The organism is Comamonas sp. GB3 AK4-5, assembly GCF_041320665.1.
Lineage (GTDB): Bacteria > Pseudomonadota > Gammaproteobacteria > Burkholderiales > Burkholderiaceae_C > Comamonas.
Window position 1 is genome coordinate 252,122 of record NZ_CP166730.1, and the last position, 22,320, is coordinate 274,441.

The window sequence follows — 22,320 nt, forward strand, 5'->3', positions numbered from 1 at the left end:
GCATATCGCATGGGACTTGGCTCAGGGTTGACCCGCAAAGCGCGGTGACGGGCACTGCCGGTCTGTCATCTGGGTTACGCAAAATAATGGGTGTTTGCCCTGTGTGTTCTGCAATGCAGAACAGCCTTCTTGTTGTTGCCAGCCTCCTTGGCTGAGTATGGACGCCGTTCGGTGCTTTTGCGGCACCGGTGGCTTACGCAACAAGGAGTGCAATATGCGCGGTGACAGCAAGCGTCCGGCCCGCTGGAAAGCGGCGGGCGGTGGGCAGGGAGGTCGTTGACATGGACGCCTTTCTGCAACAAGTGCTCAATGGGCTGACCCTGGGTGGCATCTACGGCCTGGTGGCCCTGGGGCTGACCTTGGTGTACGGCATCTTGCACGTGCCCAATTTCGCGCATGGCGGTTTCTACATGATCGGCGCCTTTGTGGCCCTGCATGCCATGGTGGCCTGGAGCTGGGGCTACTGGGCGGCCATGCTGATGGCGGCGGTGACAGTGGCCGTTCTGGGCATGCTCAGCGAGCGCCTGGTGTTCAACCCGTTGCGCAATGCATCGCCGCTGCACCCCAAGATCGCCTCCATCGGCCTGCTGCTGTTTCTGGAGGCCGGTGCCCAGGTGCTGTGGGGTGCGGACTTCCAGCGCATGCCCACGCCCTACACCAGCATCGTGGAAATGGGCGGCATCACCGTGCCGCTGCAGCGTTTGCTGATCGTGGTGGCGGCGTTTGCGCTGATGGTGGCGCTGCACCTGTTTCTGACGCGCACCACCACGGGCTCGACCATCATCGCCATGGCCCAGAACCGCGAAGGCGCGTCCATGGTGGGCATCGATGCCAACCGCGTGGCCATGATGACGTTTGCCATCTCCGGCGCCCTGGCGGCCGTGGCGGCGGCGCTGTATGCGCCCATCAACCTGGTCTATCCGGCCATGGGCCATCTGGTCATCACCAAGGCCTTTGTGATCATCATCCTGGGCGGCATGGGCAGCATCCCCGGCGCCGTGGCCGGGGGGCTGATCCTGGGCTTTGCCGAGAGCTTTGGCGCCTACTACCTCTCCACCGACTACAAGGACATCATCGCCTTTGTGCTGCTGGTGGTGATTCTGTCCCTGCGTCCTCAGGGCCTGTTTGCACCCAGGGGGCGCGCATGAAGAGCTTTATCGACAGCAAACTGGCCTGGGCATTGCTGCTGGCTGCCGGTATCGCCTTTCCCTGGTTCGCCGGCAACGACTACCACCTCACGGTGATGAGCACGGCCTATATCTTTGCCATTGCCACGCTGGGCCTGAACCTGATCACGGGCTACACCGGCCAGCTGAATCTGGCCCATGCCGGCTTTATGGCCGTGGGGGCCTACACCGTGGGCATTCTCACCGTGGACCATGGCTGGACCTTCTGGGCCGGCCTGGCCATGTCCGGCCTGGTGTGCGTGGTGCTGGGCTATGTGATCGGCATCATCTCTCTGCGCCTCAAGGGCCATTACTTCTCGATCTTCACGCTGTGCGTGGGCTACATCATGTTTTTGCTGATCGAGAAATGGGAAGACCTGACCCACGGCACCGTGGGCATCATGGGCATCCCCGAGCCCGAGGCCATTGGCGCGCTGAGCTTCGACACACCGCTGCGCATGTACTACTTTGTGCTGTGTTTTCTGGTGCTGCTGGTGTGGGTGATGCGCCGCATCGTCAAGTCGCTGCTGGGCCGCACCTTCATCGCCATCCGCAACAGCGACGAGCTGGCCGAGGCCCTGGGCATCAACCTGATGCGCAACAAGGTGCTGGCCTTCATGCTCAGCGTGTTCTATGCCGGCATTGCCGGTGGCCTGTACGCGGGGTTTGTGCGCTTCATCGGCCCTGATATGGCCGGCGTGCACCACACCTTCGACATGATGATTTTCGCCATGGTGGGCGGCCTGGGCACGGTGTTCGGCCCGCTCTTGGGCGCCATCGGCATGCCCTGGATCACCCAGTACCTGCAGTTTTTGCAGGAGTACCGCTTCATCGTGTTTGGCCCCATCTTGGTGATGCTGGTGATCTTCATGCCCTATGGCGTGGTGGGCAGCTTCACCGCCTGGCGCGCACGCCGGGCAGCCAAGCAAGCCAAAGCGGCCAAGGAGGGAGCGCGCCATGCTGAAAATTGAACATCTGACGAAAAAATTCGGTGGCCTGGCGGCGGTGAACGACGTCAGCACCACCATCGAGGCCGGCAAGGTCAACGCCATCATCGGCCCCAACGGGGCGGGCAAGACGACGTTCTTCAACCTCATCAGCTCCACCCACCAGCCCACCAGCGGCACCATCACCTTCAATGGCCAGGATGTGACTTCGCTGCGCCCCGACCAGGTGGCCAGGCTGGGCATTGCCCGCACCTTTCAGACCACGGCGTTGTTCGACCGCGCCACGGTGCTGGACAACCTCATCGTGGGCCACCGGCTGCGCACCCAGTCCGGTCTGTGGGATGTGCTGCGCGGCTCCAGCCGCTTGCGCGAAGAGGAGCGCGTGTGCCGCGAAAAGGCCCGCGACGCCCTGGACTTTGTGGGCCTGTCGCATGTGGCCCAGCGCATGGCGGGCGACATCTCACAGGAGGAGCGCAAGCGCGTGGCCTTTGCGCTGGCGCTGGCCACCGACCCCAAGCTGATGCTGCTGGACGAACCCGCCGGCGGCGTGAACCCCGAGGAAACCGAGGGCCTGGCGGAGCTGATCCGCAAGCTGGTGCGCCACGGCATCACGGTGGCGCTGATCGAACACAAGATGGGCATGATCATGAGCTTGGCCGACAAGATTCTGGTGCTGAGCTATGGCGAAAAAATCGCCGAAGGCACGCCCGATGAAGTGCGCCGCAACCCGGCCGTGATCGATGCCTACCTGGGGAGCGAGCATGCTGAAATTTGAGAATCTCTCGCTGAAATACGGCAGCTTTCTGGCCCTGGATCAGGTCAATCTGCATGCAGGCCAGGGCGAGCTGGTGGTGCTGCTGGGCGCCAATGGCGCGGGCAAGAGCTCGATGTTTTTGACGGCCAGTGGCATCCACAAGGCGGCCGGTGGCTCCATTACCTGGCAAGGGCAGGAGCTGCTGGGCAAAAAGCCTTCGGCCATTGTGCAAAGCGGCCTGGTGCAATGCCCCGAAGGGCGCAAGCTGTTTGCGCAGATGAGCGTGCGCAAAAACCTGGAGCTGGGGGCCTATGTGCACCGTCGCGACCCGGCGCCCAGCCAGAAGACACTGGAAGAGGTCTTCACCCTGTTCCCCATATTGCGCGACAAGCAGCATGACCCGGCGGGCTCGCTCTCGGGTGGCCAGCAGCAGATGGTGGCCATTGGCCGCGCCATGATGGGCCGGCCCAAGGTGCTGCTGCTCGATGAACCCTCGCTGGGCCTGGCGCCGCTGGTGATCAAGCAGATGTTCGAGGTGATACAGCGCATCAACCAGGCCGGCACCACGGTGCTGCTGGCCGAGCAAAACGCCTATGCGGCGCTGAAGATTGCCCACCGCGCCTATGTGCTGGAAAACGGCCGCATCGTGCGCGAAGGCCTGCCGGCCGAGCTGCTGGCGGATGACTTTATCCGGCGCGCTTACATCGGCGCATAAATATGAAGCACCCCCTGAGGCGCTGCGCGCCTTCCCCCTCTCTTCGCGCTACGCGCGGGAGGGGGACGACAGCCTCGCTGCGGGGCGGCCCTTGCTCGCTGTCTCTGGCGAAAGAGGTCTCGGCAGGCAGCAGGGGGTTGGCGTGATACCCGATAAGTGTGGCCATGGGGCCTGAGTTTTTTGTGCATTCCTATACCAACCAAGGAGACAACCATGCATGCTTTTTCTCGATTCAATCGTCGCCAGCTGACGGCGCTGGCCCTGGCCTGCGCGGCGGTGGCGGCCGGCCCGGCCATGGCGCAGGAGGTGGTCAAGATCGGTTATTCCGGCCCGCTGTCGGGCGGCGCGGCGCAGTATGGCAAGAACGCGCTCGATGGCATGCAGATGGCGGTGGCCGAGATCAATGCAGGCAACCCGGAGATTGCAGGCAAAAAGGTCAAGTTCGAGATCGTGCCGCTGGACGACAAATACAACCCCTCAGAAACCGCCATCAACGCCCAGCGCCTGGTGCAGCAGCACAAGACGGCGGCCATTCTGGTGCCGCACTCGGGCGGCATTTACGCCCTGCAGGCCATCAACGAGCGCAGCGGCTTCATCGTGCTGGCCTATAGCTCGGTGCCGCAGATCACCGATCGCGGCAACAAGCTGACGCTGCGCATTCCGCCGGTGTTCACCAGCTATATCGAGCCCTTCTCCAAATACGAGATGCAGCGCTATGGCAAAAAAGTGGCCATGGTGGGTGCCGACCATGACTACGCCAAGGCCTGGGCGGCGGCCTTCAAGCCCGGCTGGGAAAAGCTGGGTGGCACCGTGGTGGCCGAAAACCCCATGAGCTACAACCGCGCTACCGATTTCTATAGCGGCGTGAGCAAGGCCCTGGCGGCCAAGCCCGATGTGATGTTTGTGGGCGGGGCCTCCGAGCCCACGGCCCTGGTGGTCAAGCAGGCGCGGGAGCTGGGCTTCAAGGGCGGCTTCATCGTTATGGACCAGGCCAAGCTCGACGAGATGGCGCGCGTGGTGGGTGGCTATGCCACCTTGGAAGGCTCCATCGGCGTGATGCCCGTGTCCGAAGACAGCAAGCCCGCCAACCAGGCCTTTGTGCAACGCTTTGGCAAGATGTACCCCAACCGCGTACCGGGCTCGGAAGCACAGTGGAACTACACCGCCGTGCACGCCACGGCCAAGGCCATGCAGCTGGCAGGAACCTATAGCGACGCCAAGGCCATCCACACCAAGCTGGACGCGGCCTACAAGGCCCTGGCCCCCGATGTGAACCCCGGCGGCGTGCTGGGCGTGGACGCACAAGGCGGCACCCTGACCCACGAGCGCGGCGCCGCGGTCAAGGACGGCAAGATCGAGGCGATTTCGACCGTCAATTGACCCTGCCACCCGCTGGCTTGAGCCTCCTGAAACGCAGCTTTGGCTGCGTTTTTTGCTGGGGAGGTGCTACGCAAAACAGGAGCTGTTGGTGCAGATGCAGCAAGGACTGCAACGGCTTTTGTGACTACGCTGCAAGCCACATCAGCAGATCAAGCTCCTGAATCGGGAGTGCCGTGGCAAGCGTCCGGGGCGGCCCCTCACCCCCACCCTCTCCCCCGAGGGGCGAGGGAGTAAAGCCAGGGCCCAATTCAAGGCATGACGCACAAAACCGGCACAGCCCAGCTCAGAGACAGCGAGCAAGGGCCTACGCCGGCCGCGCTGCCCCGCAGCGATGCGAGAGCGAAGGAGGACACGAGGTGCCCAGGGGAGGCGCTTGTATATCACTCCGCCTCACACCAGACCCTGGTGCATAAGACCGGCGCGGCCTAGCCCAGAGACACCGCGCAAGGGCCGCCCCGCCGCGCCGGTGTCGTCCCCCTGGGGGGAAGGCGCCGCAGGCGACTCAGGGGGGGGTTAAACCAAACTCGACCCACCATCCAGCACCAGCGCCTGGCCGGTCATATGCCGCGAAGCGTCCGAGGCCAGATAGGCCACGGTGCCCTTCAGATCTTCTTCATTGCCGATGCGGCGCAGCGGCGCGCGGGCGATGAGTGCGTCGCCCAGCTTGTCGATCAGGCCGCTGGCCAGCTTGCTGGGGAAAAAGCCCGGGCAGATGGAATTCACACGGATGCCGTAGGGTCCCCACTCGGAGGCCAGCACGCGCGCCAGGTGGACGGCGGCGGCCTTGGAGGTGTTGTAGGCCACGGTGTTCATGCCGGTGGGCGTGCCCTTGAAAGCGGCCACCGAGGCGGTGATGATCACATTGCCATGGCCCTGGGGAATCATCACGCGCTTGCCCACTTCGCGGGTCAGAAAAAACGGCGCGTTGACGTTCAGGTTCATCACCTTGTGCCAGGCCTCGTCGGGGTAGTCCTCGGCCTTGGCACCCCAGGTGGCGCCGGCGTTGTTGATCAGAATGTCTATGCCTTTGCAGCGCGCCAGCACATCGTCCACCAGGCCGGGAATGCGGTCGAACTGCTGCAGGTCGTTGGTGAAGGTTTCCACCTGGTAGCCCAGGCCCTGCAGATGGGCGCGGGCCTGCTCCAGCTCGTCGGCCTTGCGGGCGGTGATGGCCAGCTTGGCGCCCATCTCGCCCAGGGCCTCGGCCATTTGCAGGCCCAGGCCGCGCGAGCCGCCGGTGATCAGGGCCGTCTTGCCCGTCAGGTCAAACAATGCTTTCACGCTCATGTGCAGCTCTCCTTGGAGGAATGGGGTGGGGTGCAGAAATGCGAAAGCCCATGCTAGGGCGCAGGCCGGTGCGGCGCTGTCTTCTAAGTAACTGGGCGTCTCATGCGTGACGCGACAGCGGCAGCGATGGCGGCGTCTTCAGCGGCGGAAGGGATGCGCTGGGTCAGGCCCGGTAAATGGCCTGCTGCAGCCGCTGCACCAGGCGCAGCAGCTCGGGCTGGGCGCGTTGCAACAGCATTTCGGGCGAGACCAGACGGGACGGGCCGCCGCAGCTGATGGCCATCAGCGGCAGCCCACGGCCGGGCTGAAAGGCCAGGGCGATGGCATTCACATGGGGCTGCCAATCGCCAAAGGAGCAGCTCAGCCAGGGTTGGACCCGGTCATGGGCCCGGGGCCACAGCGGCAGCTGGGCCTGGGCCACGGCCCATTGCTCGGGGGCATGGGCCTGCAGATAGTCCAGGGCCTGCTGCCGGTCGGTCGCCGTGGCGGCGGCCAGCCAGGCCCGGCCCATGGCCGTGGTGGCCAGGGGCAGGCGCGTGCCCATGTCCAGGTTGGAGACTATGGGCTGGGGGCAGGGGCAGTGCTCGATGTAGAGCATGTTGTGCCGGTCGCGTGTGCCCAAGGCAATCTCGGCCTGGGCCAGCTCGGCCAGGCGCTGCATCAGCGGCCGGGCCAGCTGGCGCACATCCAGGCCGGTGAGCATGGCGCTGCCCAGGGCCAGCGTGGCCGTGCCCAGGCGGTATTTGCCGGCCTCGGGCACATGGATGAGATAGCCCAGCTGGGTCAGGGTGCGCGTGAGCCGCGAGACCGTGGATTTGGGCAGGCCGCAGCGCTGGGCAATCTCCTGGTTGCCCAGCAGCTTCTCACCGGAGCGAAAGCAGGACAGCACGTCCAGCCCGCGCGCCAGCGCCGTCACAAAGTGGCGGTCTTCAGCGGGTGCGGGCGGGGGTGCAAGGGGCGGCATGCGAGAGGGCATCGGCCCACGATAGGCCATGGCCGCCCGCCTGGCTGTCACCTCGGTGTGCGGTGCTTTTTCTCGGCGCCAGGCCCATGAAAAAGGCCTGCGCAAGGCAGGCCTTTGGTGTGGCGTGAAAGCGGTTTTACTTTTCCACGAAGGCGCGTTCGATCACGAAGTCGCCCGGGGTGCTGGTATTGCCTTCCTTGAAACCGCGCTCTTCCATCATCTCCTTGAGCTCGGCCAGCATGGCGGGGCTGCCGCACAGCATGACGCGGTCGGTTTCCGGGTTCAGCGCGGGCAGGCCCAGGCATTGGGGGAAGGTGCCGGCCTTGATCTGGTCCGAGATACGGCCCTGGTTGCGGAAGGGCTCGCGCGTCACGGTGGGGAAGTAGTGCAGCTTGCCGGCCACGATTTCACCCAGGAATTCATGCTCGGGCAGCTCTTTCTCGAACAGCTCCTGGTAGGCCAGTTCCTTGACCTCGCGCACGCCGTGCACCACGACCACATTGTCGAAGCGCTCGTAGGTTTCGGGGTCGCGGGCCACGGCCAGCCAGGGCGCCATGCCGGTGCCGGTGCCCAGTAGGTACAGGTTTTTGCCAGGCAGCAGATAGTCGATCAGCAGCGTGCCCGTGGGCTTTTTGCCGACGATGATGGTGTCACCCACCTGGATGTTCTGCAGCTTGGAGGTCAGGGGGCCGTCGGGCACCTTGATGGACAAGAACTCCAGATGTTCCTCGTAATTGGGGCTGGCAATGGAGTAGGCCCGCAGCAGCGGCTTGCCGTCCACCTTCAGGCCAATCATGGTGAAGTGGCCGTTGGAAAAGCGCAGCGCAGTGTCACGGGTGGTGGTGAAAGAGAAAAGGCGGTCGGTCCAGTGGTGCACAGACAGCACGCGTTCTTCAAGAAAAGCACTCATGATGGCAATGGAGAGTCAAACAGAAAGAACCAGGGCGGCAGGCATGCCGCGCCGGCGTAAAGCCGCTTTCGGTGGCGAAAAACGTCTGTTTGCAATGCCAGCGAGGGCGAAGGCGAGGCGTTTCATGGCGGCCGGGCGGTCCATGTTGGCAATGCGGTATTGTCCGGCAATTGGCTGCCCACAGGTACATTTCAGGGCCTAGCCTTGATATGGATTAGTGATAAGGAGAATGACAATGCCGGTTTCCCCCCTGTTGACGCGCCTGCGTTGGACCTTGCCATTGTGCATATGGGCGGCGACGCCGGCCTGGTCCCAAGGCGTGCTCAAGATCGGCGAAATCAACAGCTACAAGGCCATGCCGGCCTTTCTGGAGCCCTATAAAAAAGGCATGGAGCTGGCCGTGGCCCAGGTGAATGCCAGCGGCGGCCTGCTGGGCAAGCAGGTGCAGCTGGTGGTGCGCGACGACAACGGCAACCCGGGCGATGCCGTGCGTGCGGCCGAGGAGCTCTACACCCGCGAGAAGATCGATGTGCTCACCGGCAGCTTTCTGTCGCCCGTAGGCATGGCGCTGACCGATTACGCGGGGCAGAAAAAGCGTTTCTTTCTGGCCAGCGAAACCCTGACCGACAAAGTGGTCTGGGCCAATGGCAACCGCTACACCTTCCGCCTGCGCGGCTCCACCTATATGCAGACCGCCATGCTGGTGGAAGAGGCGCTGAAGCTGAAGAAAAAGCGCTGGGCCATCGTCTACCCGAACTACGAATACGGCCAATCGGCCGTGGCCACCTTCAAGACGCTGATGAAGCAGGCCCAGCCCGACATCGAGTTCGTGGCCGAACAGGCTCCGGCCCTGGGCAAGATCGATGCCGGCTCGGTGGTGCAGGCCCTGGCCGACGCCAAGCCCGACGCTATCTTCAACGTGCTGTTCTCGGTAGACCTGGGCAAGTTTGTGCGCGAGGGCAATACCCGCGGCCTGTTCAAGGACCGCCAGGTGGTGGGCCTGCTTTCCGGCGAGCCCGAGTACCTGGATGCCTTGCGCAACGAGGCACCCGAGGGCTGGACCGTCACCGGCTACCCCTGGTATGCCATCAAGACGCCGGAGCACGAAGCCTTTCTCAAGGCCTATCAGGGTCGCTACAAGGACTACCCGCGCCTGGGCACCATCGTGGGCTACAACGCCATACAGTCGCTGGCCGCCGGCATCAAAAAGGCCGGCAGCACCGACACCGAAAAGCTGATTGCCGCCTTCCGTGGCCTGCCCGTGGCTACGCCCTGGGGCACCATCAGCTACCGCGCCCAGGACCACCAGTCCACCATGGGCGCCTTTGTGGGCAAGACCACGTTCAGCAAGGAAATGAACCGCGGCGTGATGACGGACTTCCGCTATGCCGATGGCAAGGACTACCAGCCTTCGGATGAGGCGGTGAAAAAACTACGCCCCGCTTCGGCACAGTGAGCGCATCCGCATCGCGCGCGAGGACAAGCCACCGCTTTGGTGGCTTTTTCGCAGCGGTGCCATGCGCATCGGCCTTGCAAAAAATAGGAGCGGGCCATGCCCGTATGACAAGGCTTTCAACCGTGTTTCGCGCTGAAATAAAATACCTATAAGCACAAGACGCTATGCATATAAAAAGAGGGAGCGCAGGGGAATGAGTGCATCCGGCCTGCTGGCCCAGTTGCTCAACGGCCTGGCCAGCGCATCGTCGCTGTTCCTGGTGTCCGTGGGGCTGTCGCTGATTTTTGGCGTCACCCGCACCATCAACTTTGCCCATGGCTCGTTCTACATGCTGGGTGCCTTCATGGCCTTCACCAGCGTGGAGCAACTGGCGCCGGTGCTGGGTTTCTGGCCTGCCCTGCTGCTGGCGCCGCTGGCCTGCGGCCTGCTGGGCGCGCTGGTGGAAATGCTGCTGCTGCGCCGCATCTATGCCGCGCCGGAGCTGTTCCAGCTGCTGGCCACGTTTGCGCTGGTGCTGGTCATCAAGGATGCGGCCCTGTGGCTGTGGGGGCCGGAAGAGCTCTTCGGCCCGCGCGCGGCAGGCTTTGAGGGAGCGGTGGACATTCTGGGCCGCCAGTTCCCCCGCTACGACCTGCTGCTGATGGCCGTGGGCCCGCTGGTGTTGCTGGGGCTGACGCTGCTGCTCACCCGAACCCGCTTTGGCACCTTGGTGCGCGCCGCCACCCAGGACAGGGAAATGGTGGGCGCCCTGGGCGTCAACCAGGCCTGGCTGTTCACGGCGGTATTTGCCCTGGGCACGCTGCTGGCCGGCCTGGGCGGTGCGCTGCAGCTGCCGCGCGAACCCGCCAGCCTGGAGATGGACATGCTCTCCATAGGCAGCGCCTTTGTGGTGGTGGTGGTGGGCGGCATGGGCAGTATCCCCGGCGCCTTTTTGGCCGCGCTGCTGGTGGCCGAACTGAAAGCGCTGTGCATCTGGCTGGGCGTGCAAGAGGTGGCGGGCGTGGAAATTTCATTTTCCAAGCTCACGCTGGTGGTGGAGTTTGTGGTCATGGCTGCCGTGCTGATCTGGCGCCCCTGGGGCCTGCTGGGCAAGCCCCAGTCCCTGGCACGCAGCAGCGCACCCGAGCAGCCGCTGCGCGCCGCAGGCCGGGGCAGCACCGCAGCCTGGCTGGGCCTGCTGGCGGGCCTGGTGCTGCTGCCGGTGGCCACCGGTGAGGCCATGGGCGCGGCCGGCAGCTATGCCAGCGTGCTGTTGACCGACATCTTTGTGACCGCGTTGTTTGCCGCCAGCCTGCACTTCATCCTCGGCCCCGGTGGCATGCATTCCTTTGGCCATGCGGCCTATTTCGGCCTGGGCGCTTATGGCGCGGCCCTGCTGGTGCGCCTGGCCGGCCTGCCCATGGAGGCGGCCCTGCTGCTGGGCCCGCTGCTGGCCGTGGCCGGTGCGCTGCTGTATGGCTGGTTCTGCGTGCGGCTGTCGGGCGTGTACCTGACCATGCTGACCCTGGCCTTTGCCCAGATCAGCTGGGCCATCGTTTTTCAGTGGGACGGCCTCACCGGCGGCAGCAACGGCCTCACCGGCGTCTGGCCGCCAGAGTGGGCATCGCAGGGTGCGGCCTTTTACTGGCTGGCGCTGGCGCTGTGCGCGGCTGGTATTTATCTGCTGCGCCGCCTGTTGTTCTCGCCCCTGGGCTATGCGCTACGTGCCTCCCGCGACTCGGCGCTGCGCGCCGACGCCATCGGCATAGACGTACGCCGCGTGCAGTGGACGGCCCTGGTGATTTCCGCCCTGTTTGCCGGCCTGGCCGGGGCGCTGTTTGCCTTCAGCAAGGGCGGTGTGGCGCCGGACGCCATGTCGGTCACCAAGTCGGTGGACGGCCTGGTCATGGTGCTGCTGGGCGGGGTGCAAACCCTGGCCGGCCCCGTGGTGGGGGCCGCCGCCTTCACCTGGCTGCACGACACCGTGGCACGCAACACCGAATACTGGCGCGCCCTGCTGGGCGCCACCATGCTGCTGCTAGTGCTGCTGTTTCCACAGGGAATTTCCGGTTTTGCGCAGCAGCTGTACGCACGTCTAGCTCCCAAAAGCAGAGCGGAGGCCAGGCCATGACGCTGCTGCAAGTCGATGCCATCAGCAAGGCTTTTGGCGGTGTGCAGGCCGTGCAAAAGGTCTCGTTCAGCCTGCAGGCCGGCGAGCTGCTGGCGCTGATAGGCCCCAACGGAGCGGGCAAGAGCACCACCTTCAACATGGTGGGCGGCCAGCTGGTGCCCGACAGCGGCCGCGTGCGGCTGGCGGGGCAGGACATCACCGGCCTGGCGCCACGCGCCATCTGGCGGCGCGGCGTGGGCCGTACCTTTCAGATCGCCCAGACCTTTGCCTCGCTGACCGTGGTGGAGAACGTGCAACTGGCCCTGCTGTCGGCCGACCGGCGCATTTTTGCCTGGTGGCCACGCGCCGCCAACCACCGCCGTGGTGACGCCCTGGCCCTGCTGGCGCAGGTGGACATGCAGGCCCAGGCCGACCGCCCCTGCAGCGCTCTGGCCTATGGCGATGTGAAGCGCGTGGAACTGGCTATGGCCCTGGCCCATGACCCGCGCCTGCTGTTGATGGACGAGCCAACGGCCGGCATGGCGCCGGGCGAGCGCGTGGCGCTGATGCAGCTGACGCGCCGCATCGCCCGGGAGCGCGGCATGGGCGTGCTGTTCACCGAGCACAGCATGGACGTGGTCTTCGGCCAGGCCGACCGCGTGGCCGTGCTGGTGCGCGGCCAGTTGCTGGCCCAAGGCACGCCCCAGCAAATGCGGGACGATCCACGCGTGCAGCAGGCTTATCTGGGCACGGGATTGGTGCTGGAGTCGCAGCAATGAATCAAACCAATAGCAGCCAGCGCATGTCCAGCAAGCTTGAAGCGCCGAAAACACCTGAAACTCCTCTGCTGCAGGTGGAGCAGTTGAACGCCTGGTATGGCGCGGCGCATATCCTGCATGGCGTGTCGCTCACCGTGGGCAGGGGCGAGGTGGTGGCGCTGATGGGGCGCAATGGTGCGGGTAAATCCACCACGCTCAAAAGCATTGCCGCCCTGGTGCCGCGTCGCGAAGGAAAAGTTTTTTTCATGGGCGCGGACATTGGCCGCCAGGCCCCGCACCAGATTGCCCGGCGCGGTCTGGGCTATGTGCCTGAAGACCGCCGCATCTTCACCGAGCTGACGGTGAGCGAAAACCTGGAAGTGGGGCGGCAGGCCGCGCGCCACTGGCCCGATGGCGCGGCCCTGCCGCACTGGACGCCTGAAAAGCTTTTTTCACTTTTCCCCAATCTGGGGGAAATGCCGCAGCGCCTGGGGGGGCGCATGAGTGGTGGCGAGCAGCAAATGCTGGCCGTGGCCCGCACGCTGATGGGCCAGCCCTATCTGGTGCTGCTGGATGAGCCCTCGGAGGGCGTGGCCCCCGTGATCGTGGAGCAGATGGCGCGCACCATCCTGGCGCTCAAGGCCCAGGGCATGGGCATTTTGCTGTGCGAGCAAAACCTGCCCTTTGCCCAGGTGGTGGCCGACCGCGCCTATGTGCTGGAAAAAGGCCAGATCGTGCACCAGGGCCCCATGGCCGCACTGGCGGGTGATGCGGCCGTGCGCCAGCAGTACCTGGGTGTGTAGCGGTCAGGGCGCTGGCGCCACGCTCAGCAGCGGTGTCAGCGGCTGCAGCTGGGGCGCGCGCAGCAGGCCGCTGGGCAGCAGGTAGCGGCCGTTGAGCAAGGGCAGGGTCACCTCGGTGAAGGCCGCATCCAGCGGCACACCGGCTTGCTGCCAGGCTTGCCAGGCCAGTGTGGTGCAGTAAACGCCATGGCCGCTATCGAGCAAGTCAAAGGCGCGGCCCTGCTGGGCCAGTGCCCAGTCCACGGCCTGCTGGCGGGCCTGGTCGCTGGCCTGCACGCGGTACAGCTGGTAGCTGCGGCTGCGTTGGGGGGCCAGGTAAAAGTCCAGGCTGTCCAGCACCACGGCGTCGGGCTGGCCGGGCTTTTCGGAGGGCGTGGCGTGCAACACCTGCCATTGGCCTGGTGCACCGGGCTGGGCCACCAGCAGGCCCACATGGCTGAACTCGCCACGGTCCACGGCACGCACCAGCTGGCTGACGCTTTCCGTGCCCTGGCGAAAAATCAGGTCACCCGCAGCGGCCTGTGCAGGCAGTTGCGGCGCGGCGAACAGCGTGGAGCAGCCCAGCCAGAGCATGGCAGCGGCGCAGTGCCGCCCCAGCGTCACAGCTGGACTTTCCAGACGCCGTTTTCCTGGCACAAATTGATGCGCTCGCGGCGGGTGCTGCCGTCGCGGTAGGTGACCAGCACCCAGACCTTGGTGACCTGGGTTTCCTCGGAGAACGCTCGCTCCACCACTTCCACTTGCTGCAATCCGCCATTGGAGTCGATTTTTCTTTTGGCACCCGTCAGCAGGCGACGCAGCTTGTCTTCAAAGCTGGCCAGCTTTTCCGGTGCAATGGTGCGTGCGGAGACCAAGCGGATGCTGTTGTCGAAATCGCCGGCCGCCACCAACTGGTAAAAGCGCTGGACCAGGGCGTCCTGGCTTTCCGTGGCGGAGGGGGCGGTGGCGCAGGCCGCAAGGCCCAGTGCGGAGAACATGGTGAAGCAGGCCAGCAGACAGTGGCGACGGGACATCGGGGCAGAAACAGACACAGCCATCCAAGGGGAATAGAGAGCGCGCCAGTGTAGTGGCGCGCTGCGCCCTGGGCGCCGAGTTTCAGGCGAAGGCCGTGGCCGCCAGATGGGGGTGGCGCGCCATGCCCTGCAGCCATTGGCACAGCAGCGGATGCTGGGCGGGGGTGATGGTGCCGGGCAGGCGAAAGTTCACATACTCGGCGGCCACGGCCACCACCAGCTGGTCCAGCGTGCAGCTGGCGCCCAGCGGGGCGGGCAGGGTTTTTTCGAGCTGGGCCAGGTCACGCTGCATGGCGGCGAGGCGGCGCTGGCCCATGATGGTGTGGTCGGCCGCCGCATCGTGCTTGCGCGCAATCATGGTGTTGAATGCCGCCTCCATCAGCCCATAGCCCACGCCGACCTGGGCCAGCGTGGCGGCCATGGTGGTGCCGGGCAGCAGCGGTGCACCGCGGCCCTGGGCGTCCAGGTACTGCGCAATCAGCAGCGACTCGGACAGGGCATGGCCGTCTGCCGTGACCAGCACCGGGATGCGGCCCTGGGGGTGTACGGCCAGCAGGGCCGCATCATTGGCCCAGGGATCGCACCAGACCAGCTCCACATCCAGCCCTTTTTCCAGGGCAATGACGCGCGCCAGGCGTGCAAACGGGGACGTGGCATTCAAAAACAAACGCATGGAAGATCTTATTCAAAAAAAGAGCAGCTGATGCTTATGCAGACTGGGTTTTGACTGGTTTGGCCTTGGAAAAAACTACCAGCAGCACGCCCAGGGACAGGGCCGCACAGCCCAGCGCAAACAGTGGCCGGTAACTGCCGGTGTGGGCGTAGAGAAAGGCCATGGAATAGCCGGACAGCGCCTGCAGCAAGGCAAAGGCTGCGGTGGCGTAGCCCCACATCTGCTTGTGCCGACCCGGGCCTATCAGCTGCATCAGATAACCCGAGGTGATGGCCGCCAGGCCGGGTGACAAGGCACCCACCAGAAAGCCCGACAGCGCATGGCTGCCAAAACTGGCCCAGAGCAGGGGCATGCCAATGGCCGCAGCCTTGATGGTATAGGCCCCGCAGGTCGTGCCCCACCAGCCCCAGCGCGTGGCGCAGTAGGCGGCGCACAGCGGGCCGGCAATGGCACCCAGGCCAAAAAATGCCCATTGGCTGGCGGCATAGGCTGCGCCCAACTGCAGCTCGCGGTCCAGATAGTCCACCCAGAACACGGTGTGGGGCACAAAGCCGAAGGCGTCGGTGCCGTAGGCCAGCATCACCAGCACCACGGCGGCCGTCCACAGCGGCGTGCTTGGCAGCGGCGCGGCGCTGGGGTGGATGGCAATGGGCGCCGGCGCCGTTACCCGCCGTGCACTGCGCCAGCCCACGGCCAGGGCCAGCAGGCACAGCGCGCTCAGTGCCCACCACACGGCGCCCAGGCTGCTGCGTGCAAACACCGGCCCCAGCGTGGCAGCCAGCAGCGCACCCACGCCAATGCCGCAGAACATCAGCGGGCCCAAGGTGGCGCGGCGCTCGGGCGCGGCGGCCGACATGGCCATGGAAGGGCCCAGCACCATCAAGGTGGCACCGGCCACGCCGGAGACCAGGCGCCAGACAAAGAACACCGCCATGGGCTGGGGCTGGCTGCAGGCTGCAAAGCTCAGTGCCACGGCCATCCAGCAGGCCACCAGCACGCGCACGGGGCCCAGGCGTTCGGCCAGTGGCGCGGCGGCCAGTGCGCCGATCAGATAGCCCAGCAGATTGGCCGCGCCCAGATAGGCCACCTGCTCGCCGCTGAACCAGCCGGCGTGGACCATTTGCGGCATCAGCGCGGTATAGGCAAAGCGGGCCAGGCCTACGCCGCTGAGCGTGGCCATGAAGCCGGTGAGAAACAGAGGCAGTTCGTTGCGGTGGAGCACGGTGGGCAGGCCAGGCAGATAGATGGGCCACAGCGTAAGCGGCTTGAGTCGATCATGTCCAATGATTCAAAATGATGGATTGCATCGTTTTTGGAGATGGTCTATGCAGCTCAAATCCCTGCGCATGTTCGATGCGGTCTGCGACTGCGGCAGCTTTGGGGCCGCCGCCCAGCGCCTGCACACCGTGCAATCGAATGTGACGGCCCACATCAAGAAGCTGGAGGACGAGGTGGGCGTGCAGTTGCTGGAGCGTGCTGCGCCGGTGTTCCCCACGCCGGCAGGGCGTGTGCTGCGCCGCTATGCCCAGCAGATGTTGCAGGCCCACGACGCGGCCCTGGCCGCGCTGCAGGGCCGCCAGGCCGCCCCCGGCGCCTTGCGCATAGGCAGCATGGAGACCACGGCCGCGCTGCGCCTGCCGCCGCTGCTGGCCCAGCTGATGCAGCGCCACCCCGGCATGCAGCTGGAGTTGCGCACCGGCCCCACGGCCAGCCAGCTCAGCGAGTTGCTGGCCGGCCAGGTGGACTGTGCTTTTGTCTCGGGCATGCCGCCCCAGCCTCAGCTGTCGGGCTGGCCGGTGTTCAGAGAAGAGCTGGTGCTGGTCAGCGCCCAGCCGCTGGCGGCCTTTCCCACACCGCTTGCGCTGTGCAGCACACCGTTTCTGGCCTTTCGCCAGGGCTGCAGCTACCGCCAGCGCATCGAGCTGCTGCTGGCCAACCAGGGGATCACAGCCGTGCACATCATGGAACTGGGCACGCTGGACGCCATCCTGGGCTGCGTCGCCGCCGGCATGGGCTATGCGCTGCTGCCCCAGGCCGTGGTGGTGTCTCAACAGCACCGCTTTGGCGTGCACTGGTGCCCGCTGCCCGCACCCTTGCAGCCCAATATCGCCCGGGTGGATACCTGCTTTGTGACTGGCGCGCAGACCGGGTGGTCGCCCGCGCTGCGGGCTTTTGCACAGCTGTTGGGCGTGGTGCCGGCAGAAGCAGAGGACGGGGCCGAGGCGCTGGAAGCCGCCGTGTTTTTGACGTGAAGGCCAAAAGCCAGGGCTTGCCTGGTGCAGCGAAGTTGCCGCTGGGTAATAATTGTTTGCTTGTGTATCTACGTCAGAAGGGGCTGAGGCCCACGGGCGAAAGATTCAATCCCTCACCATGTTTTCTGGATAACCCCAGGTGTTTTTGAGCGTGCGTGAATTGAAAAGAAGGCAGAGAAGGTCAGCATAAAAATGCAGAAATATTCTGGGTATGGGAAGTTTGTTTCAGTCAATATTATTGCGGCGGCTCTGATCTCTTTACGGTATTTTAATTTCTTGCCCGAGCTTCCAGATACCTTGATTGGCTGGATCTTCATGGTGACGGCAACCTATTCGCAAATGGCCCTGCTGGGGATTGCGGCCGCCATTGTGCTGCTGCCGGCATTGTGGTTGAGAAATTCTTGGCGCCATCTCATCCTCTCCGCCGCAGCGACCTTGGTCATCGGTCTTCTGGTGGTGGACACCATTGTCTTTTCACAATACCGATTCCATATCAATTCCGTGGTGCTGGAGTTGTTGATGGCTGGGCAGGTGGTGGATTTCCCCCTGGCCATGTGGCTGATGCTGGCCGTGGCGGTGGCCTTGCTGTGGGTTGTTGAATATGCCTTGCTGCGGGTGTTGGAAAGCAAAGAGCCATTGCGCCGACTGAAGTCGACGCGGTGGATGGCAGCCGCTGCACTCGCCGCCTTGCTTGCCACCAATGGCATTCATGTCTGGGCCGCAGCCCATGCTTTTCAGCCGGTGACACAACTCAAGCGCTATTTGCCCCTGTTTTATCCCGCCACCTCCAACAGCACCATGCGCAAATATGGCTGGGTGAACGAGCAGGCCTTGGAGCAGCAAAAGCTATTGACCGAGCACAAGCAACGCAGTGACTTGCGCTATCCCGTGCATCCGCTGCAGACAGGGCCTGTTGAAAAGCCCGTCAATATCGTGATCTTGGCGATAGACTCGTGGCGAGCGCACACTTTCAATGCGGAGAACACGCCCAATCTCTGGTCTTTTGCGCAATCGGGCATGGTGCTGAACCAGCATATGTCCACAGGCAATGCGACCCGCGTGGGAATCTTTGGCATGTTCTACAGCCTTCCTGGCTCGTACTGGCACAGTGTGCTGAACAACCGGGCCAGTCCCGTATTGCTGGACAGGCTGCAGGCACTGGATTATCAACTGGGCATTTTTGCTTCTGCACAGCTGAACAATCCGGAGTTTGATCAGACGGTTTTTTCAAAGGTCAAACCACTGCGTACCGGTTCCCAAGGCGCCACGGCGGTAGACCGTGATACCAACATCACGGAGGAATGGGTGCAGTGGTTCAAGCAGCGTGAAAAGGGACGCCCGTCGTTCTCATTCCTTTTCTACGATGCCCCCCATAGTTATGAATCTCCAAAGCAATATGCCCATCGCTATGAGCCCATGCTGGAGAACCCGGACTATTTGCAGCGTGGGCCCAAAACCGATACCTTGCCCTGGTTGAATATGTATAAAACCAGTGTGCATTTTGTGGACAGTTTGGCCAAGCAGGTCATTGACCAGCTCAAGGCATCCGGTGAAATGGACAACACCATTGTGATCATCACCGGTGACCATGCCGAGGAAATCAATGACAACGGGCTGAATTACTGGGGGCATAACAGCAATTTCTCGGATGCCCAGGTGCATGTGCCTTTTGCCATGGTCGGGGGCGGGATTCGGCCGGCGCATGATTGGGGGTCTGCATTCACCAGCCATGCCGATGTTGTGCCTACGCTGATGAAGCAGTATCTGCAGGTGGAAAACGACCCCGGCGATTACGCCATCGGTGTGAATTTACTGGACAAACCGGTAGACCGGCCATGGCTGCTGATTTCCGGCTACAGCCAATATGCCGTGGTCACCGCCAACGACATTCTGGAAGTGGGGTCTCTGGGGCAATACCAGCTTGTGGACAAGCACTACAAGCCGCTGAAGACCTCGCCCAATTTTGCCTATGTGCAGCAGGCCATGGAGCAGATGCGGCGCTTCAGCCAGTAAGGGGCGCAAGGGGAGATAGGGGCCTTCCCCTGGGAATAAGCAGGTCGTGCCCACCGGATTTCGGTGCCGCTGCAGAACCTGCTTGTGCCTCAGTCGCACAAAGCTGGCGTAGCCCAGGCCAGAGACACCGCGCAAGGGCCGCCCCGCCGCGCTGGTGTCGTCCCCCTGCCCGCGAGCGCAGCTCGCGAAGAGCGGGGGGAAGGCGCGCAGCGCCTCAGGGAGCCTCTACTTCACCCCTCGCCGATACTGCAGCGCTTCGGCCACATGGGCGGCCTGCACGGTCTCGCTGTCTGCCAGGTCTGCAATGGTGCGCGCCACCTTCAGTGCCCGGTGGGTGGCGCGGGCGGACCAGGCCAGGCGTTCGGCCGCTTTGTGCACCAGGGCCTGGGCGGCATCGTCCAGCTGCAGATGCTGCTGCAACGCGCTGGGCAGCAACCACTGGTTGGCATGGCCTTGTCGCTGCAAGGCGCGCTGGCGGGCCTGGATGACACGGGCCTGCACCGTGGCACTGGGCTCGCTTTGCACGGGTTGCAGCAGCTCTGCGGGAGGCAGGGCCGGTACCTCCACCTGCAGGTCGATGCGGTCCAGCAGCGGGCCGCTGAGCCGGGCCTGGTAGCGCGTCACCTGGTCGGGCGTGCAGCGGCAGCGGCTGCTGCCCCGCAGGCCGCAGGGGCAGGGATTCATGGCGGCAACCAGTTGAAAGCGCGCAGGAAATTCCGCATGTTGGGCGGCGCGGGCAATCTGTATGCGCCCGGTTTCCAGCGGCTCTCGCAGCGCCTCCAGCGCGCTGCGGGCGAATTCGGGAAATTCATCCAAAAACAAAATACCCTGGTGGGCCCGTGAGATGGCCCCAGGCCTGGGGGGCGAGCCTCCACCCACCAGGGCCACGGCGCTGGCCGTGTGGTGGGGCGCTACCGTGTGGCGCTGGCCCCAGGTGGCGGCGTCGAAGTCGCCGGTGAGGCTGGCGATGGCGGCGGCTTCCAGCGCCTCCTGCGGGGTTTGCGGGGGCAGCAGGCCGGCCAGGCGCTGGGCCAGCATGGACTTGCCGCTGCCGGGTGGGCCGATCAGCAGCAGCCCGTGGGCGCCGGCCGCGGCAATCTCCAGCGCGCGCTTGGCGGCCGCCTGGCCCTGTACCTCGGCCAGATCGGGAGGGGCCTCTGCTGGGGCATGGGGCGTGGCCATGGCGGGCGCCAGGGGCTCGCCCCCCTGGGGCAGCAGGGCACGCACCACATCCAGCAGATGCGTTGCGCCATAGACGGTGCTGCCGGGCACCAGGGCGGCCTCGCTGGCACTTTCCTGGGGCAGTACCAGAGGCAGGGCATCGCCTTGCAGCTGCAGGGCCAGCGCGGTGGCCAGGGCGCCGCGCACGGGGCGCAGCGCGCCGGACAGCGACAGCTCGCCGGCAAATTCATAGCGCGAAAGCTGTGTGGCGTCGATTTGCCCGCTGGCCGCCAGAATGCCCAGGGCAATCGGCAGGTCGAAGCGGCCCGAGTCCTTGGGCAGATCGGCCGGGGCCAGGTTGACGGTGATGCGCCGGCTGTGCGGGAACTCCAGCCCCGCATTGGCGATGGCGCTGCGCACGCGCTCGCGTGCTTCCTTGACCTCGGTATCCGCCAGACCGACAAGGGTCAGACAGGGCAGGCCGTTAGCCAGGTGGACTTCCACCGTCACGCGCGGTGCATGCAGGCCCAGCAGGGCACGGCTGGGGACCAGGGCCAAACCCATGGGCGACTCCCTTTTCGCAGTCAACAGTGCGGCCCAGTATGGCCTGCAGCGTCTTGCGCGCCGCGGTGGTGCGACGGCCGTGCATGGGCAGGCCGAGGGAGGGCTGCGCCCTTCCATCGGAAATTTCGCACCATCTTGGTGCTTTTTATATGGCCGATGCGTAGGTGCAAGGGGCGCAGGGAGGACTGCACAAAGCAGGTGCACGCGGACTGTGCGGTGCAGGTAGCCGGGTTCACGGCCCGTGGGGCGCAAGCTGGCACGGTCCCTGCTTTAACAGAGCTCCATTTCACCACCCAAGCGGAGGATCTGTATGAAACGCGTGTGCTGCAAGACCCTGGCTTTGACAGCGCTGGTCGCTGCGCCCCTGTGGGCCCAGGCGGAATTGACCGCCAATATCGCTTTGACGAGCAACTACAAATTCCGTGGCCAGGACCAAGACACGGGCCGCAGCAGCACCATCAAGCCGGCCTTGCAAGGCGGTTTCGATTACAGCTTCGGGGACAGCGGCTTTTACGTGGGCAACTGGAACTCCTCCGTCAACTGGCTGCCTGGCAACTCGCTGGAGACCGACTTTTACGGCGGCTATAAGTTCAAGGGGGCGGGCGTGGACTGGGATGTGGGCGCGCTGACCTATCTCTACTCCGGCAACAGCCGCGGCACCACCACCGAGCTGTACGGCGCAGGCAGCTATGGACCGTTCACGGCCAAGTATTCGCACACCGTCTCCAAGGACTATTTCAACTGGGCGGGCGCTAAGGATGGCTCCGGGCTGAAGGGCCGCAACACCGGCTATTTCCAGCTGGCCTACAGCCAGGAGCTGGTGAAGAGCGTGACCCTCAAGGCCTCCGTGGGCTACACGCGCTTTTCCAGCGACATCAAAAGCCTTGGCGTGCCCAACTATGTCGACTACAGCGTGGGAGCAGCCTATGACTTCGGCGGCGGTCTGAGTCTGACCGGGGCAGTGGCCGGCGCCAATAAAAAAGCGTACTTCGGCGATGTGAACAAGGCCCGTCTGATCGTGACGCTGGCCAAGACTTTGTGAACCTCAAGGAGCTCACGTCATGAAAATGATTTCCGCCATCATCAAACCCTTCAAGCTCGACGAGGTGCGCGAAGCGCTCTCGCTGATCGGCGTGCAGGGCATCACCGTGACCGAGGTGAAAGGCTTTGGCCGGCAAAAAGGCCATACCGAGCTGTACCGCGGCGCGGAGTACGTGGTTGATTTTCTGCCCAAGGTCAAGGTCGAGGCCGCCGTCAGCGACGAGGTGCTGGAGCAGGCGCTGGAGGCCATTGAAAGCGCGGCCCGCACCGGAAAAATCGGTGACGGCAAGGTCTTCGTCTACGACCTGGAACAGGTGGTGCGTATACGCACCGGCGAAACCGGCAAGGACGCCCTCTGAACCCCCAACCATTGC

General features: G+C 64.5%; 21 protein-coding genes. 13 read left to right on the forward strand and 8 right to left on the reverse strand.

What is annotated here, in order from left to right; translation table 11 throughout:
- The first annotated feature begins 281 nt into the window (after positions 1-281).
- The 5 genes from ACA027_RS01060 (at position 282) to ACA027_RS01080 (ending at position 4,962) form a co-directional block, all read left to right on the forward strand.
- Positions 282-1,148 (forward strand): branched-chain amino acid ABC transporter permease, encoded by an 867-nt coding sequence (locus tag ACA027_RS01060; RefSeq protein ID WP_370680570.1) that lies wholly within the window; start codon positions 282-284, stop codon positions 1,146-1,148.
- Positions 1,145-2,137 carry a branched-chain amino acid ABC transporter permease gene (locus ACA027_RS01065; RefSeq protein ID WP_370680571.1) on the forward strand — a complete coding sequence of 331 codons (993 nt, stop codon included), beginning with the start codon at positions 1,145-1,147 and terminating at the stop codon, positions 2,135-2,137. Before ACA027_RS01060 ends, ACA027_RS01065 begins: the two co-directional genes overlap by 4 nt.
- Positions 2,124-2,888 (forward strand): ABC transporter ATP-binding protein, encoded by a 765-nt coding sequence (locus ACA027_RS01070; protein ID WP_370680572.1) that lies wholly within the window; start codon positions 2,124-2,126, stop codon positions 2,886-2,888. Before ACA027_RS01065 ends, ACA027_RS01070 begins: the two co-directional genes overlap by 14 nt.
- A complete protein-coding gene (locus tag ACA027_RS01075) occupies positions 2,875-3,582 on the forward strand; it encodes an ABC transporter ATP-binding protein (protein ID WP_370680573.1) in 708 nt (235 codons plus the stop codon). Before ACA027_RS01070 ends, ACA027_RS01075 begins: the two co-directional genes overlap by 14 nt.
- Before the next feature lie 213 nt (positions 3,583-3,795).
- The gene (locus ACA027_RS01080; RefSeq protein ID WP_370680574.1) at positions 3,796-4,962 is read left to right on the forward strand and encodes an ABC transporter substrate-binding protein; all 1,167 of its coding nucleotides are present in this window, start codon (positions 3,796-3,798) and stop codon (positions 4,960-4,962) included.
- Between the two features lie 513 nt (positions 4,963-5,475).
- Here ACA027_RS01080 and ACA027_RS01085 read toward each other — a convergent pair.
- The 3 genes from ACA027_RS01085 to ACA027_RS01095 form a co-directional block, all read right to left on the reverse strand.
- A complete protein-coding gene (locus ACA027_RS01085) occupies positions 5,476-6,249 on the reverse strand; it encodes an SDR family oxidoreductase (protein ID WP_370680575.1) in 774 nt (257 codons plus the stop codon).
- Positions 6,250-6,412: 163 nt separating this feature from the next.
- Positions 6,413-7,213, reverse strand: coding sequence for an IclR family transcriptional regulator (locus tag ACA027_RS01090; protein ID WP_370682483.1), 801 nt, complete (start codon positions 7,211-7,213; stop codon positions 6,413-6,415).
- Positions 7,214-7,349: 136 nt separating this feature from the next.
- Positions 7,350-8,123 (reverse strand): ferredoxin--NADP reductase, encoded by a 774-nt coding sequence (locus ACA027_RS01095; protein ID WP_370680576.1) that lies wholly within the window; start codon positions 8,121-8,123, stop codon positions 7,350-7,352.
- A gap of 229 nt (positions 8,124-8,352) precedes the next feature.
- On the opposite strand from ACA027_RS01095, the gene ACA027_RS01100 reads away from it, so the two are divergent.
- The 4 genes from ACA027_RS01100 (at position 8,353) to ACA027_RS01115 (ending at position 13,229) form a co-directional block, all read left to right on the forward strand.
- Positions 8,353-9,579, forward strand: coding sequence for an ABC transporter substrate-binding protein (locus ACA027_RS01100; RefSeq protein WP_370680577.1), 1,227 nt, complete (start codon positions 8,353-8,355; stop codon positions 9,577-9,579).
- 193 nt (positions 9,580-9,772) lie between these two features.
- Positions 9,773-11,689, forward strand: a complete 1,917-nt coding sequence (locus tag ACA027_RS01105) for an ABC transporter permease (RefSeq protein WP_370680578.1) — start codon at positions 9,773-9,775, stop codon at positions 11,687-11,689.
- On the forward strand, positions 11,686-12,447 hold the full coding sequence (locus ACA027_RS01110) for an ABC transporter ATP-binding protein (protein WP_370680579.1): 762 nt from the start codon (positions 11,686-11,688) through the stop codon (positions 12,445-12,447). Before ACA027_RS01105 ends, ACA027_RS01110 begins: the two co-directional genes overlap by 4 nt.
- Positions 12,444-13,229 (forward strand): ABC transporter ATP-binding protein, encoded by a 786-nt coding sequence (locus tag ACA027_RS01115; RefSeq protein WP_370680580.1) that lies wholly within the window; start codon positions 12,444-12,446, stop codon positions 13,227-13,229. Before ACA027_RS01110 ends, ACA027_RS01115 begins: the two co-directional genes overlap by 4 nt.
- Positions 13,230-13,232: 3 nt before the next feature.
- On the opposite strand, the gene ACA027_RS01120 is transcribed toward ACA027_RS01115, so the two are convergent.
- From ACA027_RS01120 to ACA027_RS01135, 4 genes are all read right to left on the reverse strand, one after another.
- Positions 13,233-13,802 carry a YiiX/YebB-like N1pC/P60 family cysteine hydrolase gene (locus ACA027_RS01120; protein ID WP_370680581.1) on the reverse strand — a complete coding sequence of 190 codons (570 nt, stop codon included), beginning with the start codon at positions 13,800-13,802 and terminating at the stop codon, positions 13,233-13,235.
- Positions 13,803-13,828: 26 nt separating this feature from the next.
- Positions 13,829-14,242 carry a DUF4878 domain-containing protein gene (locus ACA027_RS01125; protein WP_370680582.1) on the reverse strand — a complete coding sequence of 138 codons (414 nt, stop codon included), beginning with the start codon at positions 14,240-14,242 and terminating at the stop codon, positions 13,829-13,831.
- 82 nt (positions 14,243-14,324) lie between these two features.
- Positions 14,325-14,915, reverse strand: coding sequence for a glutathione S-transferase family protein (locus ACA027_RS01130; RefSeq protein WP_370680583.1), 591 nt, complete (start codon positions 14,913-14,915; stop codon positions 14,325-14,327).
- Between the two features lie 34 nt (positions 14,916-14,949).
- Positions 14,950-16,137 (reverse strand): YbfB/YjiJ family MFS transporter, encoded by a 1,188-nt coding sequence (locus tag ACA027_RS01135; protein WP_370680584.1) that lies wholly within the window; start codon positions 16,135-16,137, stop codon positions 14,950-14,952.
- 103 nt (positions 16,138-16,240) lie between these two features.
- On the opposite strand from ACA027_RS01135, the gene ACA027_RS01140 reads away from it, so the two are divergent.
- Both ACA027_RS01140 and ACA027_RS01145 read left to right on the forward strand, forming a co-directional pair.
- The gene (locus ACA027_RS01140) at positions 16,241-17,167 is read left to right on the forward strand and encodes a LysR family transcriptional regulator (RefSeq protein WP_370680585.1); all 927 of its coding nucleotides are present in this window, start codon (positions 16,241-16,243) and stop codon (positions 17,165-17,167) included.
- Positions 17,168-17,359: 192 nt separating this feature from the next.
- Positions 17,360-19,180 carry a DUF3413 domain-containing protein gene (locus tag ACA027_RS01145; RefSeq protein ID WP_370680586.1) on the forward strand — a complete coding sequence of 607 codons (1,821 nt, stop codon included), beginning with the start codon at positions 17,360-17,362 and terminating at the stop codon, positions 19,178-19,180.
- Positions 19,181-19,405: 225 nt separating this feature from the next.
- Here ACA027_RS01145 and ACA027_RS01150 read toward each other — a convergent pair whose 3' ends face one another.
- Complete coding sequence (locus ACA027_RS01150; RefSeq protein ID WP_370680587.1) at positions 19,406-20,905, reverse strand: YifB family Mg chelatase-like AAA ATPase; 1,500 nt, start codon at positions 20,903-20,905, stop codon at positions 19,406-19,408.
- 310 nt (positions 20,906-21,215) lie between these two features.
- Here ACA027_RS01150 and ACA027_RS01155 point away from each other — a divergent pair, with 310 nt between their 5' ends.
- The gene (locus tag ACA027_RS01155; protein ID WP_370680588.1) at positions 21,216-21,947 is read left to right on the forward strand and encodes a TorF family putative porin; all 732 of its coding nucleotides are present in this window, start codon (positions 21,216-21,218) and stop codon (positions 21,945-21,947) included.
- 19 nt (positions 21,948-21,966) lie between these two features.
- Positions 21,967-22,305: a P-II family nitrogen regulator gene (locus ACA027_RS01160; protein WP_370680589.1), complete on the forward strand. Its 339-nt coding sequence runs from the start codon at positions 21,967-21,969 to the stop codon at positions 22,303-22,305.
- The last annotated feature ends 15 nt before the right edge of the window (positions 22,306-22,320 follow it).

What these genes read in the sequence shown, in the direction of transcription:
- ACA027_RS01060 (WP_370680570.1), top strand. Translation starts at nt 282, where the DNA reads ATGGACGCCTTTCTGCAACAAGTGCTCAATGGGCTGACCCTGGGTGGC.
- ACA027_RS01065 (WP_370680571.1), top strand. Translation starts at nt 1,145, where the DNA reads ATGAAGAGCTTTATCGACAGCAAACTGGCCTGGGCATTGCTGCTGGCT.
- ACA027_RS01070 (WP_370680572.1), top strand. Translation starts at nt 2,124, where the DNA reads ATGCTGAAAATTGAACATCTGACGAAAAAATTCGGTGGCCTGGCGGCG.
- ACA027_RS01075 (WP_370680573.1), top strand. Translation starts at nt 2,875, where the DNA reads ATGCTGAAATTTGAGAATCTCTCGCTGAAATACGGCAGCTTTCTGGCC.
- ACA027_RS01080 (WP_370680574.1), top strand. Translation starts at nt 3,796, where the DNA reads ATGCATGCTTTTTCTCGATTCAATCGTCGCCAGCTGACGGCGCTGGCC.
- ACA027_RS01085 (WP_370680575.1), bottom strand. Translation starts at nt 6,249, where the DNA reads ATGAGCGTGAAAGCATTGTTTGACCTGACGGGCAAGACGGCCCTGATC.
- ACA027_RS01090 (WP_370682483.1), bottom strand. Translation starts at nt 7,213, where the DNA reads ATGCCGCCCCTTGCACCCCCGCCCGCACCCGCTGAAGACCGCCACTTT.
- ACA027_RS01095 (WP_370680576.1), bottom strand. Translation starts at nt 8,123, where the DNA reads ATGAGTGCTTTTCTTGAAGAACGCGTGCTGTCTGTGCACCACTGGACC.
- ACA027_RS01100 (WP_370680577.1), top strand. Translation starts at nt 8,353, where the DNA reads ATGACAATGCCGGTTTCCCCCCTGTTGACGCGCCTGCGTTGGACCTTG.
- ACA027_RS01105 (WP_370680578.1), top strand. Translation starts at nt 9,773, where the DNA reads ATGAGTGCATCCGGCCTGCTGGCCCAGTTGCTCAACGGCCTGGCCAGC.
- ACA027_RS01110 (WP_370680579.1), top strand. Translation starts at nt 11,686, where the DNA reads ATGACGCTGCTGCAAGTCGATGCCATCAGCAAGGCTTTTGGCGGTGTG.
- ACA027_RS01115 (WP_370680580.1), top strand. Translation starts at nt 12,444, where the DNA reads ATGAATCAAACCAATAGCAGCCAGCGCATGTCCAGCAAGCTTGAAGCG.
- ACA027_RS01120 (WP_370680581.1), bottom strand. Translation starts at nt 13,802, where the DNA reads ATGCTCTGGCTGGGCTGCTCCACGCTGTTCGCCGCGCCGCAACTGCCT.
- ACA027_RS01125 (WP_370680582.1), bottom strand. Translation starts at nt 14,242, where the DNA reads ATGTCCCGTCGCCACTGTCTGCTGGCCTGCTTCACCATGTTCTCCGCA.
- ACA027_RS01130 (WP_370680583.1), bottom strand. Translation starts at nt 14,915, where the DNA reads ATGCGTTTGTTTTTGAATGCCACGTCCCCGTTTGCACGCCTGGCGCGC.
- ACA027_RS01140 (WP_370680585.1), top strand. Translation starts at nt 16,241, where the DNA reads ATGCAGCTCAAATCCCTGCGCATGTTCGATGCGGTCTGCGACTGCGGC.
- ACA027_RS01145 (WP_370680586.1), top strand. Translation starts at nt 17,360, where the DNA reads ATGCAGAAATATTCTGGGTATGGGAAGTTTGTTTCAGTCAATATTATT.
- ACA027_RS01150 (WP_370680587.1), bottom strand. Translation starts at nt 20,905, where the DNA reads ATGGGTTTGGCCCTGGTCCCCAGCCGTGCCCTGCTGGGCCTGCATGCA.
- ACA027_RS01155 (WP_370680588.1), top strand. Translation starts at nt 21,216, where the DNA reads ATGAAACGCGTGTGCTGCAAGACCCTGGCTTTGACAGCGCTGGTCGCT.
- ACA027_RS01160 (WP_370680589.1), top strand. Translation starts at nt 21,967, where the DNA reads ATGAAAATGATTTCCGCCATCATCAAACCCTTCAAGCTCGACGAGGTG.